At 47.5% G+C, this 13,880-nt stretch carries 12 protein-coding genes; 2 read left to right on the top strand and 10 right to left on the bottom strand.

The genetic code is table 11. The annotated features are described in order from the left end of the window. Positions 1-23: 23 nt before the first annotated feature. Positions 24-689 carry an HAD family hydrolase gene (locus tag BK120_RS06885; RefSeq protein WP_076266760.1) on the top strand — a complete coding sequence of 222 codons (666 nt, stop codon included), beginning with the start codon at positions 24-26 and terminating at the stop codon, positions 687-689. A gap of 100 nt (positions 690-789) precedes the next feature. Here BK120_RS06885 and BK120_RS06880 read toward each other — a convergent pair whose 3' ends face one another. Continuing rightward, positions 790-1,899: a rhamnogalacturonan acetylesterase gene (locus BK120_RS06880; protein WP_076266759.1), complete on the bottom strand. Its 1,110-nt coding sequence runs from the start codon at positions 1,897-1,899 to the stop codon at positions 790-792. A 288-nt stretch (positions 1,900-2,187) separates the two neighbouring features. Here BK120_RS06880 and BK120_RS06875 point away from each other — a divergent pair, with 288 nt between their 5' ends. Next, positions 2,188-3,090, top strand: coding sequence for a hypothetical protein (locus BK120_RS06875; RefSeq protein WP_076266758.1), 903 nt, complete (start codon positions 2,188-2,190; stop codon positions 3,088-3,090). Between the two features lie 135 nt (positions 3,091-3,225). On the opposite strand, the gene BK120_RS06870 is transcribed toward BK120_RS06875, so the two are convergent. The 9 genes from BK120_RS06870 to BK120_RS06830 form a co-directional block, all read right to left on the bottom strand. After that, entirely contained in the window at positions 3,226-3,900 is a 675-nt protein-coding gene (locus BK120_RS06870) for a FadR/GntR family transcriptional regulator (RefSeq protein ID WP_305953878.1), read from the bottom strand. 130 nt (positions 3,901-4,030) lie between these two features. After that, entirely contained in the window at positions 4,031-4,756 is a 726-nt protein-coding gene (locus tag BK120_RS06865; RefSeq protein ID WP_076266756.1) for a LutC/YkgG family protein, read from the bottom strand. Beyond that, a complete protein-coding gene (locus BK120_RS06860) occupies positions 4,749-6,278 on the bottom strand; it encodes a LutB/LldF family L-lactate oxidation iron-sulfur protein (protein ID WP_076266755.1) in 1,530 nt (509 codons plus the stop codon). The genes BK120_RS06865 and BK120_RS06860 overlap by 8 nt, the downstream gene beginning before the upstream one ends. Position 6,279: 1 nt before the next feature. Continuing rightward, positions 6,280-7,002, bottom strand: coding sequence for a (Fe-S)-binding protein (locus BK120_RS06855; RefSeq protein WP_076266754.1), 723 nt, complete (start codon positions 7,000-7,002; stop codon positions 6,280-6,282). Between the two features lie 750 nt (positions 7,003-7,752). Continuing rightward, entirely contained in the window at positions 7,753-8,511 is a 759-nt protein-coding gene (locus BK120_RS06850; protein WP_076266753.1) for a DeoR/GlpR family DNA-binding transcription regulator, read from the bottom strand. A gap of 37 nt (positions 8,512-8,548) precedes the next feature. Continuing rightward, a complete protein-coding gene (locus BK120_RS06845) occupies positions 8,549-10,018 on the bottom strand; it encodes a rhamnulokinase (RefSeq protein WP_076266752.1) in 1,470 nt (489 codons plus the stop codon). Beyond that, positions 10,015-11,235 carry an L-rhamnose isomerase gene (rhaI, locus tag BK120_RS06840; protein WP_076266751.1) on the bottom strand — a complete coding sequence of 407 codons (1,221 nt, stop codon included), beginning with the start codon at positions 11,233-11,235 and terminating at the stop codon, positions 10,015-10,017. Before rhaI ends, BK120_RS06845 begins: the two co-directional genes overlap by 4 nt. A 31-nt stretch (positions 11,236-11,266) precedes the next feature. Beyond that, positions 11,267-11,638, bottom strand: coding sequence for a sensory rhodopsin transducer (locus tag BK120_RS06835; RefSeq protein WP_076266750.1), 372 nt, complete (start codon positions 11,636-11,638; stop codon positions 11,267-11,269). A gap of 13 nt (positions 11,639-11,651) precedes the next feature. Then, the gene (locus BK120_RS06830; RefSeq protein WP_076266749.1) at positions 11,652-13,721 is read right to left on the bottom strand and encodes a bifunctional aldolase/short-chain dehydrogenase; all 2,070 of its coding nucleotides are present in this window, start codon (positions 13,719-13,721) and stop codon (positions 11,652-11,654) included. Positions 13,722-13,880: the final 159 nt, after the last annotated feature.

Below are 13,880 nucleotides of genomic sequence, written 5' to 3'. Positions count from 1 at the left end.
CAAGAACAGACGGAGGTGAACCGTTGAGCACCATTGATACGATTATCTTTGACCTAGACCAGACCTTGCTTGATAAAAACCAATCGTTACTCAACTTTGCAAAGTATCAGTATGAACGTTTTGCACTCCATGCCTTCATTGCAGACAGAGATGAATTTATAGCGAAGTTTACTGAATTAAATAATAGGCTCATACCCAAAGAAGATGTTTATAACGAGTTAATCGGATTTTTCAAGATTGAAGATGCTCTATTTACGCCGCTGCTCGATGATTTAAACCATCACTTTCATCAATACAGCGTCGGGTTTCCCGGCATGAATGAAATGCTTCTCTCCTTAAAGCAGCGTGGATATAAATTAGGCATGATTACGAATGGCAGGGAATTTTATCAGAGGAATAAAGTAACTGCACTCGGTATTATGGAGCTCTTTGATGATATTGTCATTTCAGGTGCGGTCAATTTGAGAAAGCCTGATCATGCTATTTTTCAATTGTCCCTCTCTAATTTAAGCTCTTCGTCTGCGCAGTCCGTTTTTGTTGGCGATAATCTCAAGGCTGACATTATTCCGGCGAACGAATTAGGGATGCGAACGATTCTGAAGAGCAATGACCACTCAATTAAATATCCAGATGCGATATGTCATGATTTACAAGAAATACCAGCAATCATCCATCGTTTTTCAGCATAAAAAAAGTCACAGAGGCTGCTCCTCAAGTAGATTTATCTACATAAGAAACAGCCTCTTATTGTGTCAATTCAGCTATTTAACTACTCCACCGCTGTCGCTTCTAAAGCCCCTTTAAATATAAAAGCAGCGGCGATAAAGCGAGCTCACGCACGCCTTCTGCTACTAATCCAGCAATTTGAATGCCGCCCAGCTCTTGAAAATGTGTGTCGTCCTGAGCGCCATCAGGAAAATGAATAAATTCCCCAGGATAAGCCCACATGAACAACGCCTTAGAGGGCTCGTCTCCCAAACGCTCATACAAATCCTTACTCTTTGCAGCCAAATCGATCAGCGGAACATCCAGCTCTGCCGCAAGCTGCTTCATTCCGAGCAAATAATCACCATGAGTATCGATAATCCTGCCTTGCTCGTCGAACTTGCGGCGATGCATCGGTGTAATTAATACAGGTTTTGCACCGCGTGCCCTTGATTCCTCTACATAAACGGCCAGCATTTCCTTAAAGCTGCCAAACGGTTCAGTTGCCCGATCTTCATCCGGCTTCTCGTCATTATGTCCGAATTGAATCCATAAATAGTCGCCCGGCTTTATTTGCTCCATGATAGCTGCCAATCGCCCTTCATTAATAAAGCTTCGTGAGCTTCTTCCCGACATGGCATGATTATCAATCGCTACATCCGTCTTAAAATAAAGCGGAAGCATCTGCCCCCATCCGGCATATGGGAACGTATCTTGATCGGTTACAGTCGAGTCTCCCGCCAAATAAATCGTCGTCGCTTGCTTCGCCTCGTCGATCTGAAGTGCATTAATTCGCGGCGCTACTCCTGAGAAGGCAAGGCGCAGCCTTCCATCGGTTACTTTGACGGTGAAGCTGTGTACGGCATATTGTCCTGCTGATGTAACGGCCTTGTGCAGCACTATGCGCCCTACGCCATATTTTAACGTAGTAGAGGTTGGAGCAATGGCATCGCCTATCGTAGCTGTTATCGTGTAGCAGCCATTTGGCAGATCAACAATAAACGCGGCTTCAAGTGGAATACAGAAAGCTCCGCGAAGACGATCCGCCTCTTCTCTATTCCGTGAGCTTATACGTAGGGTTGACTCAAAACCGTAGCCTGCGTCTTTGTTATAGATCGTATTCGGCAGTACTTGTATATAAGGTGAAGCGGGAGCGCTGCCGATACCAAAATCAAACTTAAGCGAAACAGTCATGAAAACACCATCCTAACGGTTTATTTATGTCATTCTAGAATATCAAAATACGACAAGATAGGAAGTTAATTAGAAGTGGTTTTTGTTCAAAATTCAGTCCACCTGCGTTTGATTGCCTTATGAAGAAGCGCAGTGCTTTATCTTTTTCACTCAAAGGCTCTCTACTAGTTATGCTTGCGAGAAAAATTCCATACGAATAAATTCGTCAAAATTTGCGTTACCCGCGGAATTCCGTATACTAATAGATAGGAATCATATAGGAGCTATTTACTAATTGAGGTGACACAAGTGGACGAGTTAAAACAAGCCTATGAAACGATGGGGCTGCCAGAACTTGCGGCCAAAGAGGAAGTGGAGAAGCGTTATACGACACTTATGCGTCAATCACGCTCCAGAGCACAGCTGCAGAAGGATAACGCGGGGGATGCGGATGAATCTTTTGCAACGATTACGAAAGCATATCGACTGATTCTAGAGTACGAGGATCGCAAGCTAACCGATGCCTTCAACGAGCAAGAGTACGGTAAATACAAGAAGATGGCTGGACAAGCTCAGAAAATGGATCATTTCTGGCGCTATTACAAGTTTCACACGCTCGGAGCCATCGCTGCGGTAGCACTTATTATTTATGGTGTAATCAGCTTCATGAACTATCGTGAAGAACAAGAGCGGCTCGCTAATTTGCCGCCCGTCGATTTGAACGTTTCATTTATGGGCAATTACATGCTGAAGGATGATGCGCCTAAGAAAGAACCGATTGAAACCGCTCTTTTGACAGCGTTTCCCGAATGGAAAAGATTTGTTTCTACGCTTACGTTTGTCCCTAAAGACCAGCAATCACAATTTGCCTATATGCAGAAAGCAGTGCTCGTACTAGCTACTGAGCATCCGGATGTATATATTATGGATGAGAGCATTTTCGATTGGATCGGCGTTCAGGGAATGCTAATGAAGTTAGACGACGATGTTAACGGAGTATTTAAGCCGCACATGACTGACAGCCTTTCGAAGAAGCTTAAGACCGACGAGGATACCCAAGAGCATGTATACGGAATTGACCTCAGCAAGAGTGCACTGGTCAACCAGCTTCCGCTGTATAAAGAAAACATGATTATCGGCATCAGAGTCGATAGCAAAAATCCAGACAAAGCCAAAGCATTCATTAATAAATACTTGGCTACAATAAAATAGCAGAATAACAAAAAAAGCCCGATTCCGACAGCCATAATGATGGTTTGTTCGGTAATCGGGCTTTTTAAGTGTTGGCTGGTCGACAGTACTATTGAAATACATCTTATCGCATGCTATTCAAGGATTCTCCTTCAACTAGCCCTCTCCCAAATGCTTCAGCACGATGCTCTCAACATGCTTCAAATGCTGCTTCATTCGCTCAGCTGCAAGCTCAGGGTCCTTTTTCGCAATCGCTTCAACTATCATAGAATGCTCCCTATAAAGTCGTTCCGCTACCGCCGCACTCGAATAAAGCTCCACCCGCCTAATGTCATGGATAGCTGTTTCGATATGATTCATAATCGATTCGAACAAACGTACCATGATTGTGTTATGGGTCGCATTGGCAAGCGTGAGATGAAATCGTAGATCCAGTCTCTCACCTTCGGACTCATCACCAGCGGCACGCTCCATCTCAGCGATAATTTGGCTCAGCTGCTTAAGATCCTCATCCGTATGCTTTACAGCTGCGATTGCAGCATTGGAAACCTCAAGCGATTCGCGAGCTTCCAGTAATTCCAGCACTGTCTTACGGTTCATACGAAGAGACGCTAGCTCCGGCAGCTCCATATCAATCGGTACGCTGCGAATGACGCGACAGCCGCCACCTTGCCGAATTTCAATCAAGCCCATCGCTTTAAGTGCGCTCAGCGCTTCGCGGGTAGTCGAGCGCCCTACCCCAAATTGCTCGGACATTTGTTTCGTAGAGGGAAGCTTATCTCCCACTTTTAATTTGCCATCTATAATAAGACGCTTCACTTGCTCGGTAATTTCCTCGTAATGATTGCGTTTTGACAGCTTCTCTACTTCTAATGACGAAATAACCTCTCACCTCCAACCTTAAACGGCATGCACTGCCTTCTAACAACGCCAAGCCGCTTCTCCTACCCTTAATTTACAGCTACCCGACTAACAGCGCATACACGATGCCTGGTCCGTGAACGCCGATAGTCAAATCATTCTCAATGTCGGATGAGCGGCTTGGGCCGGTAATAAAATGAATACCTGCTGGCAGCTGCTCGCGTCCCGCTTCATCAAACGTCACGAGCACTTCGCCAAGTCTCGTTTTTAAACGTTCGATCGGGATAATAATAATAAGTACGGTTGGCAGCAAACTGACGGACCGCCCTTTATTTGGAGCTGATAATACAGTAACCGAACCCGTATAGGCAACGGCATGATCCGCGATCACGATGCCAAAATCCGCTTCAGCTGCACGAGCGCGCCAATGCTGCTCAACATCCGTATTCCACACCGATACCTGCGAATCCTTCAAAGCGCCTTCAAGCTTGAGCTCATCCAGCTCTGGCTGATTTTGACAAATAATATATTTAGCACTCATTTCCTCCGCTTTGGAAACGATAAAGGATTTCACATCATCCATCGATGGAAGACGGGCTACATGGCCGCCTACTGAAAGAAAATTGTCTGTAAACTGTTTGATTCGCTCTTCTTCCGGCCATTCGAATGAGTTCCAGAAATCGGGAGCTCCGCGAAAAGGATGCTGCGGCTTATGTGTCATTCGCGGATGTCTCAGCTTAGCCGCAATATCATTCATAAAAAGCTCCTGTTTCGCCCTTGAATCTGCTTCAAGCTTTTCCAGCCATTGTTTATGTGTCTCAGCCATGATCATGTCCTCCTTTACCTTGCTTTTCCTCATGCTCACGAGTACGTACAAGCTCCTCCATCCGATTTTGCATCGACGGCTCCATCTGTTTTAAGCCCTGCTTCAACTCTTGATCAAGCGTATCCCAGCGATCACGGAACGATTCCTTTGGCAGGCTAGGTGTTACACGATAGGTGTTCCAGCCCTTTAGCGGCCCAAGCTTCGTCTTAATGACACCGCTTCGTACGACGAGCTTCTGACCGAGCTTACCGAGTCGCAGTACCCCGCCAAGCCGCGAGGAATTGCCCATGACGGTGGCGAAGCCTTGCATACCGATGGACTCCATCTTGCTGCCATTTCCACTTTCCACCTTGCGTCTGCGTAAATAAACAAGCATATCATGAAGGGGGATTTTGACCGGACAAGCTTCATAGCAAGCGCCGCATAAGCTGGAAGCATTGGCGACATCATCCCATTCGGCGATGTTTTTGTTCAAGGACGGCGTAAGCACGGCTCCAATTGGACCGCTATACGTGCTGCCATAAGCATGACCGCCAATATGGCGATAAACCGGACAAGCATTCAGACATGCACCGCAGCGAATACAATTGAGCAGCTCTTGGAATTCCGGATCGCCAAGCTGCAAAGAACGGCCATTATCAATGATAATGATGTGCATTTCATCCGGGCCGTCTGCATCCTCGGAGCGGCGCGGGCCAGTAATGCCATTCATATACATCGTCAGCTTTTGTCCAGTTGCCGAGCGCGGCAGCAATGTAGCCATCACTTCAAGATCAGACCATGATGGAATAATTCGCTCCATACCCATCAACGCAATTTGCGTTTTAGGGACAGTACTCACCATCCGAGCATTGCCTTCGTTTTCAAAAAGCACCATCGATCCCGTCTCCGCAATCGCAAAGTTGCAGCCGGTCATGCCGATCTCAGCCTCCAAAAACTTCTCGCGCAGCTTTTTGCGAACGAAACCTGCAAGCGCCGTCGTATCCGGCGGCAGCGTGTAGCCCGCCTCTTTGGACAGCAATTCAGCGATTTGATAGCGGTTTTTGTGAATGGCTGGGATGACGATATGGGATGGCATTTCACCTGCAAGCTGAATAATATATTCGCCTAAGTCGGTTTCTACCGCTTCAACACCAATGGATTCAAGCGCATGATTAAGATGCAGCTCCTCTGAAACCATTGACTTGGATTTGACGACCGACTTCGCATTCGCATGCTCTGCAATGTCTAGCGTCAGCTTAACCGCTTCCTCTGCCGTACTCGCAAAATGGATATGAACGCCGTTTGCGCGGGCATTGTTCACAAACAAGTTCAAATAATAATCCAAATGTGCGATCGTATGGAGACGAATTTGTCTGCCTCGCTCCCGCCATTCTTCCCAATTCCCGTGCTCGTCAGTCGCTTTTTTCTTCCCATTGCGCAGCCGTTCTGTTGTGAATCGCACCGCTTTGCGCAGAAATTCGTCGTTGAGGGCAAGATCCGCTCTTGCTTTTACTGTAGCTTCCTTTTTCACGACAGCCATCTTATTTCACCCCTTCATATAGCAGCTCAGCCAAATGCATAACACGGACAGGTTCGTTGCGATAGCGCAGGTTTCCAGCAATGTTGAGTAAACAAGCCATATCTAGCCCGACTAACACTTCCGCTTCCGTCTCCAGCACATGATCGACCTTCTCCGTCACCATTGCTCCAGAAATATCAGCCATCTTAACAGCGAATGTTCCGCCAAAGCCGCAGCAATCCTCAGCAAATGGAAGCGGTACAAGCTCAAGTCCCTTCACATTCTGAATAAGCGCAAGCGGCTCATCCTTTACGCCAAGTATCCGACTGCCGTGGCAGGAAGGATGATAGGTCACTTTATGAGGAAATGCAGCGCCAACATCGGTAACGCCAAGCACCTGCACCAGAAACTGCGTGAATTCATAAGATTTGCTCTGAAGCTTGTTGGCTCGTTTCAGCATGACCGGATCATCCTCGAACAGCTTCGGATAATGGTGAATCATTCCCGTGCAGGAGCCTGATGGTGAAATAACGAAGTCGCTGTCTTCAAACGCATCCAATATCGTTTTGGCAGACTCCCTCGCTTCCTTCCAATAGCCGCTGTTGTAGGCCGGCTGTCCACAGCAGGTTTGCACCGTCGGAAACTCCAATGAAACACCGTACTTTGCCAGCAAGCGCACCATCGCTTCGCCGACCCTTGGATATAACGCATCGCTTAAGCAAGTAATAAATAATGAGACCTTCATACCCGCACCCCTTCCGTTACTTATACTTCTATAATATCAGGTTGTCAGACAAGTTTGGTGAAAATTTTTTATGTGAAAATGTTTTAGATGTAAGAACACTTATGCGCTTACAGCATTCTTTCGTAGGTAACCTGCCTGTTAAGCTGCGCAATAAGCACCTATTTGTGATTACAGACTCTCAAGAATGTAACTTTTACGGCTGTAAGAACTCATATGCGCTAACAGCATTCTTTCGTAGGTAACCTGCCAGTTTAATTGCTCAATAAGCACCTATTTGTGCTTACAAGCACTCAGAAACGCCACTTTTACATGTGTAAGAACTCATATGCGCTTACAGCATTCTTTCGTAGGTAACCTGCCAGTTAAAGCGCTCAATAAGCACCTATATGTGCTTACAAGCACTCTGAAACGCCACATTTCCCGCTGTAAGAACACATATGCGTTTACAGCATTCTTTCATAGGTAACCTGCCAGTTAAATTGCTCAATAAGCACCTATTTGTGCTTACAAGCACTCAGAAACGCCACTTTTACCGCTGTAAGAACAAGTATGCGCTAACAGCATTCTTTCGTAGGTAACCTGCCTGTTAAGCTACTCAATAAGCACCTATATGTGCTTACAAGCACTCAGAAACGCCACTTTTACCGCTGTAAGAACACATATGCGCTTACAGCTCATTTTCGCAAGTAACCCTATCCTATACAACAATAATGGCGCTGCGCTTCTACTGAAGCCAGCGCCATCTATGCTCTACACCGTTGTAACGGAAATTTGTTTTTCCCTAAGCTGTGATAAGATCGCTGCTGGCAGCCGCTCATCCGTAATAATTGCATCTACATCATCTAAATCCGCCACATGAGTAAACGCTTGAACGCCGAACTTGCTGGAGTCGGCGACTAGAATGACTTGATCCGCCATACCTACCATTTTGTGCTTGATGCGTGCTTGCAGCTCGTTCGACTCGCTTACGCCGCGCTCCAAATGGACACCTTTGCAGGAGAGAAATGCTTTATCCACATGATATGCATCAAGAGAACGCTCGGCTAACGGACCGACATAGGACAATGAACGCGAAGCCAAAATGCCGCCCGTCGAAATCACTTCAATCTTCTCTTTGCTGCTCAGCTCCATCGCAACTTTGATGGAGTTGGTTAGCACCGTTAGAGGCATATCCGGCATGCTTGCCGCCATATACCAAGCCGTCGAGCTCGCATCAAGCAAAATACGCTCATTCGGCTGAATCAACTTAATCGCTTCCACAGCAATTCGTTTTTTCTCCTCCGCATGCGTAATCTCCCGCTCGAAATACGGAATTTCCGGCTGCTGATCCTTTACGCTAACCGCACCGCCATGGGAGCGGCGCAAACGTCCGGCTTGCTCCAAGCGGTCAAGGTCACGCCGAATCGTTTCCTCGGTCACCTGACATAGCTCGCTCAGCTCCGTAACCCGGATGCTGCCTCTCTCATTTACCAGCTGTACAATTTTATCGTATCGTTCATGGACCAGCATAACGTACCTCTTTCATACTTATATTTGTATTCGCTGCTTAAGCGATTCCTGTTGTTTCTTTAAAAGCACGATATGCGCTCTCCCAAGCATCATTCTGCTCTGGTTCATACACATCAACTGGGAATGACTCGCGTATCACTTTGCGCGCTTCCCAGATGTCAGCAAGCTGACCACTTGCAATCCACTGCACGATCATGTTGCCAATTGCACTGCCTTCCACGGGTCCTGCCCACACGGGCTTGCCAATCGCATTTGCAGTCCATTGGCAGAGCAGCGTATTTTGAATGCCGCCGCCAACCATATGCAAACCGCTGAACGCTTGACCAGACAATTGCTCTGTTAACTCTAGCACATTTCGGTACTTCAAGGCTAAGCTCTCCAAAATACACCGAACAATCGCTCCTGTATCTGTAGGTGCCGTCTGCCTTGTGCGCAAACAATACTCCGTTATTCTAGCAGGCATGTCTCCCGGGTGCAAAAACAACGGATCATCCGGATCAATAAACGCAGCAAATGGCTTAGCTTCTTCGGCAAGCTTTACTAATTCGGGGAACGTATAAGAAATTCCTGCCCGCTCCCATGAACGTCTGCATTCCTGCAAAATCCACAGTCCCATAATGTTCTTCAGCAAACGATACGTGCCATAAACGCCGCCTTCGTTCGTAAAGTTCAGCTGCTGCGACAGTTCATTAATGACTGGCTCGTCGACTTCTGTACCCATAAGCGACCAAGTGCCGCAGCTTAAGTAAGCAAAAGACTTTTCAAGTGCAGGCACTGCGGCAACCGCTGAGCCTGTATCATGCTCCGCTGCTGCATAAACAGGAACGGACTCAATGCCAAGCTCCTCGCAAAGGGAAGCTCGCAAGCTGCCAACCTTCGCCCCTGGCTGTACAACCTCACCGAACAGTTCCGGCGAAATGCCAATCGAGCGAATAAGTTCCTCGTCCCAGCTGCCGGCAACAGGGTTATACAGCTGCGTTGTCGTTGCGTTGGAAAACTCATTATATTTCTCACCCGTCAAAAAATAACGGAGCAAATCCGGAATCATTAGAAAATGTTTGGCATCCCGCAGCAGCGGTGAATCTGCCTTCTTCAAAGCAGCCAGCTGGTAAATCGTATTAAACGGCAGAAACTGAATACCCGTCTTCGCAAATATACCCGTTGCCGTCAATTCCTCCACTACCTGCTTCATTACGCCATCTGTATGATGATCGCGATAATGATAAGGATTGCCAAGCAGCTCCCCATTGCTTCCAATCAAGCCAAAATCAACGGCCCAAGAATCAATCGCAAGGCTGTCCAGCGTAATGTCGCGATGCCTAACTAGCAGCAGCGCTTGCTTTAACTCATGAAGCAGTCGCAAAATATCCCAGTGCAGTCGATCGCCGACCTGCACCGGATCATTGGAGAACCGGTGCAGCTCCTCTACCTCGATCTTGCCATTATTCAGCCTGCCAAGCAGCGCTCTTCCGCTGCTTGCTCCGAGATCGTAAGCAAGGATGGTCACCAGCTGGCACCGCCCTTGCCTCTCGCCAATATGTCTTTGCCATAGCTGCTGCTTAGGTATGCTTTCATTGGATCATGCGGCAAGCCCTGCTCTTCGCGAATCGCGTGCAAAAGCGGTGTAACATCGAATTCAAATGCGCGGCGCACAGCATCCTCAGCGCCAAGAACATCATTGCGTTCAGCAGCATCATTCACTTCATCATGGTTAATGAGCAGCGCCTTTGCCAGCTGGGTTTGCACGTTCAGGACGGAGCGCAGCATGGCAGGGATTTTTTGCTCGATATTATGTGACTGGTCAATCATATAAGTAATACTCTCTGCATTGCCGCGAACAGCAGCATCCGCATCGCCTGCCGCACTCAAGATTTGATAGAAAATCAAGAACAGCTCGTACGGGTTTACCGTTCCGACAATAAGATCATCATCTGCGTACTTACGGCTGTTAAAATGGAATCCGCCAAGGCGTTTCTCGTCTAGCAAGTAAGCAACGATATGCTCAATGTTCGCGCCAGGCAGATGGTGGCCTGTATCGACAAGCACTTCCGCTTGCGGTCCGAGCTTTTGCGCGAGGTTGTAAGCCATGCCCCAATCGGCAAGATCCGTATGATAAAACGCCGGCTCGAAACATTTGTATTCAATCAGCAAGCGCATGTCAGGCGTCAAAGCGCTGTACATTTCGGCTAGCGCTTCCTGCATCCAAGCTTTACGCTTGCGGATATGGCCTTGGCCCGGATAGTTCGTACCGTCTGCAAACCACAAGCTGAATTCATTCGAGCCCGTTTCTTTCGCAATATCGACGCACTCGAGCAAATGGTTCGTCGCTTTGCGGCGGATCGCCGCATCGGAATTGGTTACGCTGCCCAGCATGTAATCCTCGTCCTGGAACAGGTTCGGGTTCACTGCGCCGATGGTAAGTCCAAGACTTTCTGCATGGCTTCTGAGCTTGCCGTAATCTTCTACCTTGTCCCATGGGATATGAATAGCTACTGAAGGAGCGATCCCCGTCAGCTTATGCACTTGCGCCGCATCTTCAACCTTCTCAAACGGATTGCGAGGCACACCTTCCTTCTGGAACACTTTAAAGCGCGTGCCTGAATCCCCATAGCCCCATGACGGCGTCTCAATTTTGAGCGCTTTCAATCTAGCTTTCACTTCATCTATATTAATGCCTCTTTCTTTCTGCTGCTCCTCAAAAAACGTATAAGCGCGATCAGTCATTATGGAACACCCTCTCATTTATATTTTCAACCTATTTGATTGGAAAAGCCATCGTAGACATCAACGTATTCTCTGCCTGCGTCGAATCTAATCTGCTGTATTGTACAATGATTGGAATATTGCTCTGCACCTCAATGGCGTAAGGAACGCCGATTGGAATCGACGCCCCTTCCTTCATTAATGAGCTGGTGCGTATATGGTTTGTTCGTCTGCCGGGAACAACAACTTGAATATCTTCCATCGGCTCGCGATCCTCAAAATAAATCGTAATATGAATAATGGCCTCTTCGGTGGAGCAATTCAGCACGCATATCGATTCATGGCTGGTTAGCGTTCCCGTGCTATCTGGCGGTATATAACCATCCGGTATATACCAAGATTTTTCGCCTCTCCCTTGGATCATATCGCCTAACCTCCTAACGGGTGAATGCAGCAGGTACGCCGCCGTCAATAGTTAACATACAGCCTGTCGTTTTATCTGCTTTGGAGGAGGCAAAAAATGCAATGCCCTCTGCGATGTCGCGCGGATAAATGTTGACGAGCAGCGTCGTGCGCTTGCGGTAGTATTCTTCCAGCTGATCCGGCTCAATGCCATAAGCCGCAGCACGTTCATTGCGCCAGCTGCCGTTCCAAATTGCTGACCCCTGCAAAATCGCATCCGGCAAAATCGTATTTACACGAATGCCGAATTCGCCGCCCTCAGCTGCGATACAGCGTGCCAAATGAGCTTCAAGCGCTTTTGCCGAGCTATAAGCAGATGCATTTTTACCCGCGTACACAGAGTTTTTCGAACCGATGAACACCATGTTGCCGCCAATGCTTTGCTGCTTCATTAATTTAAATGCTTCGCGAGCGACCAGGAAATAACCTGTTCCGAGCACATTCATATTCAAATTCCATTCCTTAAGCGATGTCTCGTCGAATGGGCTTGAAGTCGCAAGACCAGCGTTGTTCACGATAATGTCCACGCCGCCGTAAGCAAGTGCTGTCTCTGCATAAGCAGCTTTGACCTGCTCTTCGCTCGTCACATCCATTTTCACGGCTGTTGCTCGGCATTCGCCAAATTTCTCATTAATTTCAGAGGCAACCTTTTGCGCGCCTTCAAGATTAAGATCTGCAAGCACAACATGCGCACCCTCTGATACTAAACGGCGTGCTGTTTCACTTCCGATACCGCCAGCGCCGCCTGTAATGAAAGCAACCTTACGCGAAAATTCCGTTTCAGCCGGAGCAAGCGACAATTTGTAAAGCTCTAATGGCCAGTATTCCACGTTGTACGACTCGTTCTCGCTAAGCGATACGAAATCACCTAATGCTGTTGCGCCGCGCATCACGGCAATCGCACGGTGGTATAGCGCTCCGCTCACTTGTGCCATCGCCCAGCTCTTGCCGGTGTTGATCATACCGATTCCCGGAATTAGAATTACGCGAGGCGCTGCTTCAAACATGATGTCGCCTTCATTTTTGTTGCGTTCAAAATAAGCTTTATATTGCTCTTTGTATGCAGCGATTCCTTCTGATAGTTTCGCCTTCAAACCATCGATATCCTCTGCATTTGGCGTCCAGTCAATAAACAATGGAACAACCTTCGTATGCACCAAATGATCCGGGCATGCAGCGCCGACCTGCGATAATGTCGGAGAATTATTCCCGCTTACGAATGCAAGCACATCCGCCTCATCGTCAAATGTCAAAATCATCTTCTTCGCATCGCTCACTGCGCCGCGAATGGTTGGCATAACCTGTGCAGCTACGCTTTTGCGAACATCAGCTTCGAGCACCTCGTATTTCACGCCGCCAAACAATGAAGCCTCGTCAAAACGAGATTCAATGAATGCCTCTGCCTCGGAAATGATTTTGATCGTTTGCGCGTAACATTCCTCGCTAGTCTCGCCCCAAGTAACAAGGCCGTGCTTTTCCATCAGCACCAGCTCGGCATTTGGATTGGCAAGAACACCTTCGGCAATCATTTTGGAGAGGTTGAAGCCAGGACGAACATAAGGAACCCAGACAAAACGGTCGCCGAAAATTTCCTTCGCAAGCGCTTTTCCGTTATCCGCACAGCACAAGCTAATAATAGAATCGGGATGTGTATGATCCACATGTTTGAATGGAAGAAAAGCATGCAATAGCGTTTCAATCGACGCACGCGGGTGCTTCGAATCGATCATGCAGTTGACAAGGTAAGCAACCATCTCTTCGTCCGGCATTTCAGCACGTTCAAATAATGGACGGATATCATCCATCCGCAGTCCAGTAAAATTGCCTGCTTTCATAGAAGCAAGATCCGAACCGCTGCCCTTCACATACATCACTTCAACATCGCGACCACGGAAATCTTTTACGATTGTTTTGCTAGACGTATTGCCGCCGCCGTAATTGCAAACTCTGCGATCTGCACCGATGATGTTGGAGCGATATACGAGCTCAGCTAATCCGCCTTCCAACTGCGATGCTTTTTCGTTTTCCCACAAACTTTGTACCATGGATATACCTCCGAATGATGTTTTGTATTTGTTTGAATCGATCATAACACATTTGTTTATGTTTGAATATGATTATTTCAAAAACAAACAAAGATGCATATCTGTCGTTTTCTTTATCTATTTTTGACTAAACAAGCTATTTCCACAGTTTCGGGCAGC

Origin of the sequence: Paenibacillus sp. FSL A5-0031, assembly GCF_001956295.1 — a bacterium.
Classification (GTDB): domain Bacteria; phylum Bacillota; class Bacilli; order Paenibacillales; family Paenibacillaceae; genus Pristimantibacillus.
This window is presented reverse-complemented; position numbering and strand designations above follow the sequence as displayed.

What these genes read in the sequence shown, in the direction of transcription:
- BK120_RS06865 (WP_076266756.1), bottom strand. Translation starts at nt 4,756, where the DNA reads ATGGCTGAGACACATAAACAATGGCTGGAAAAGCTTGAAGCAGATTCA.
- BK120_RS06835 (WP_076266750.1), bottom strand. Translation starts at nt 11,638, where the DNA reads ATGATCCAAGGGAGAGGCGAAAAATCTTGGTATATACCGGATGGTTAT.
- BK120_RS06850 (WP_076266753.1), bottom strand. Translation starts at nt 8,511, where the DNA reads ATGCTGGTCCATGAACGATACGATAAAATTGTACAGCTGGTAAATGAG.
- BK120_RS06855 (WP_076266754.1), bottom strand. Translation starts at nt 7,002, where the DNA reads ATGAAGGTCTCATTATTTATTACTTGCTTAAGCGATGCGTTATATCCA.
- rhaI (WP_076266751.1), bottom strand. Translation starts at nt 11,235, where the DNA reads ATGACTGATCGCGCTTATACGTTTTTTGAGGAGCAGCAGAAAGAAAGA.
- BK120_RS06830 (WP_076266749.1), bottom strand. Translation starts at nt 13,721, where the DNA reads ATGGTACAAAGTTTGTGGGAAAACGAAAAAGCATCGCAGTTGGAAGGC.
- BK120_RS06880 (WP_076266759.1), bottom strand. Translation starts at nt 1,899, where the DNA reads ATGACTGTTTCGCTTAAGTTTGATTTTGGTATCGGCAGCGCTCCCGCT.
- BK120_RS06860 (WP_076266755.1), bottom strand. Translation starts at nt 6,278, where the DNA reads ATGGCTGTCGTGAAAAAGGAAGCTACAGTAAAAGCAAGAGCGGATCTT.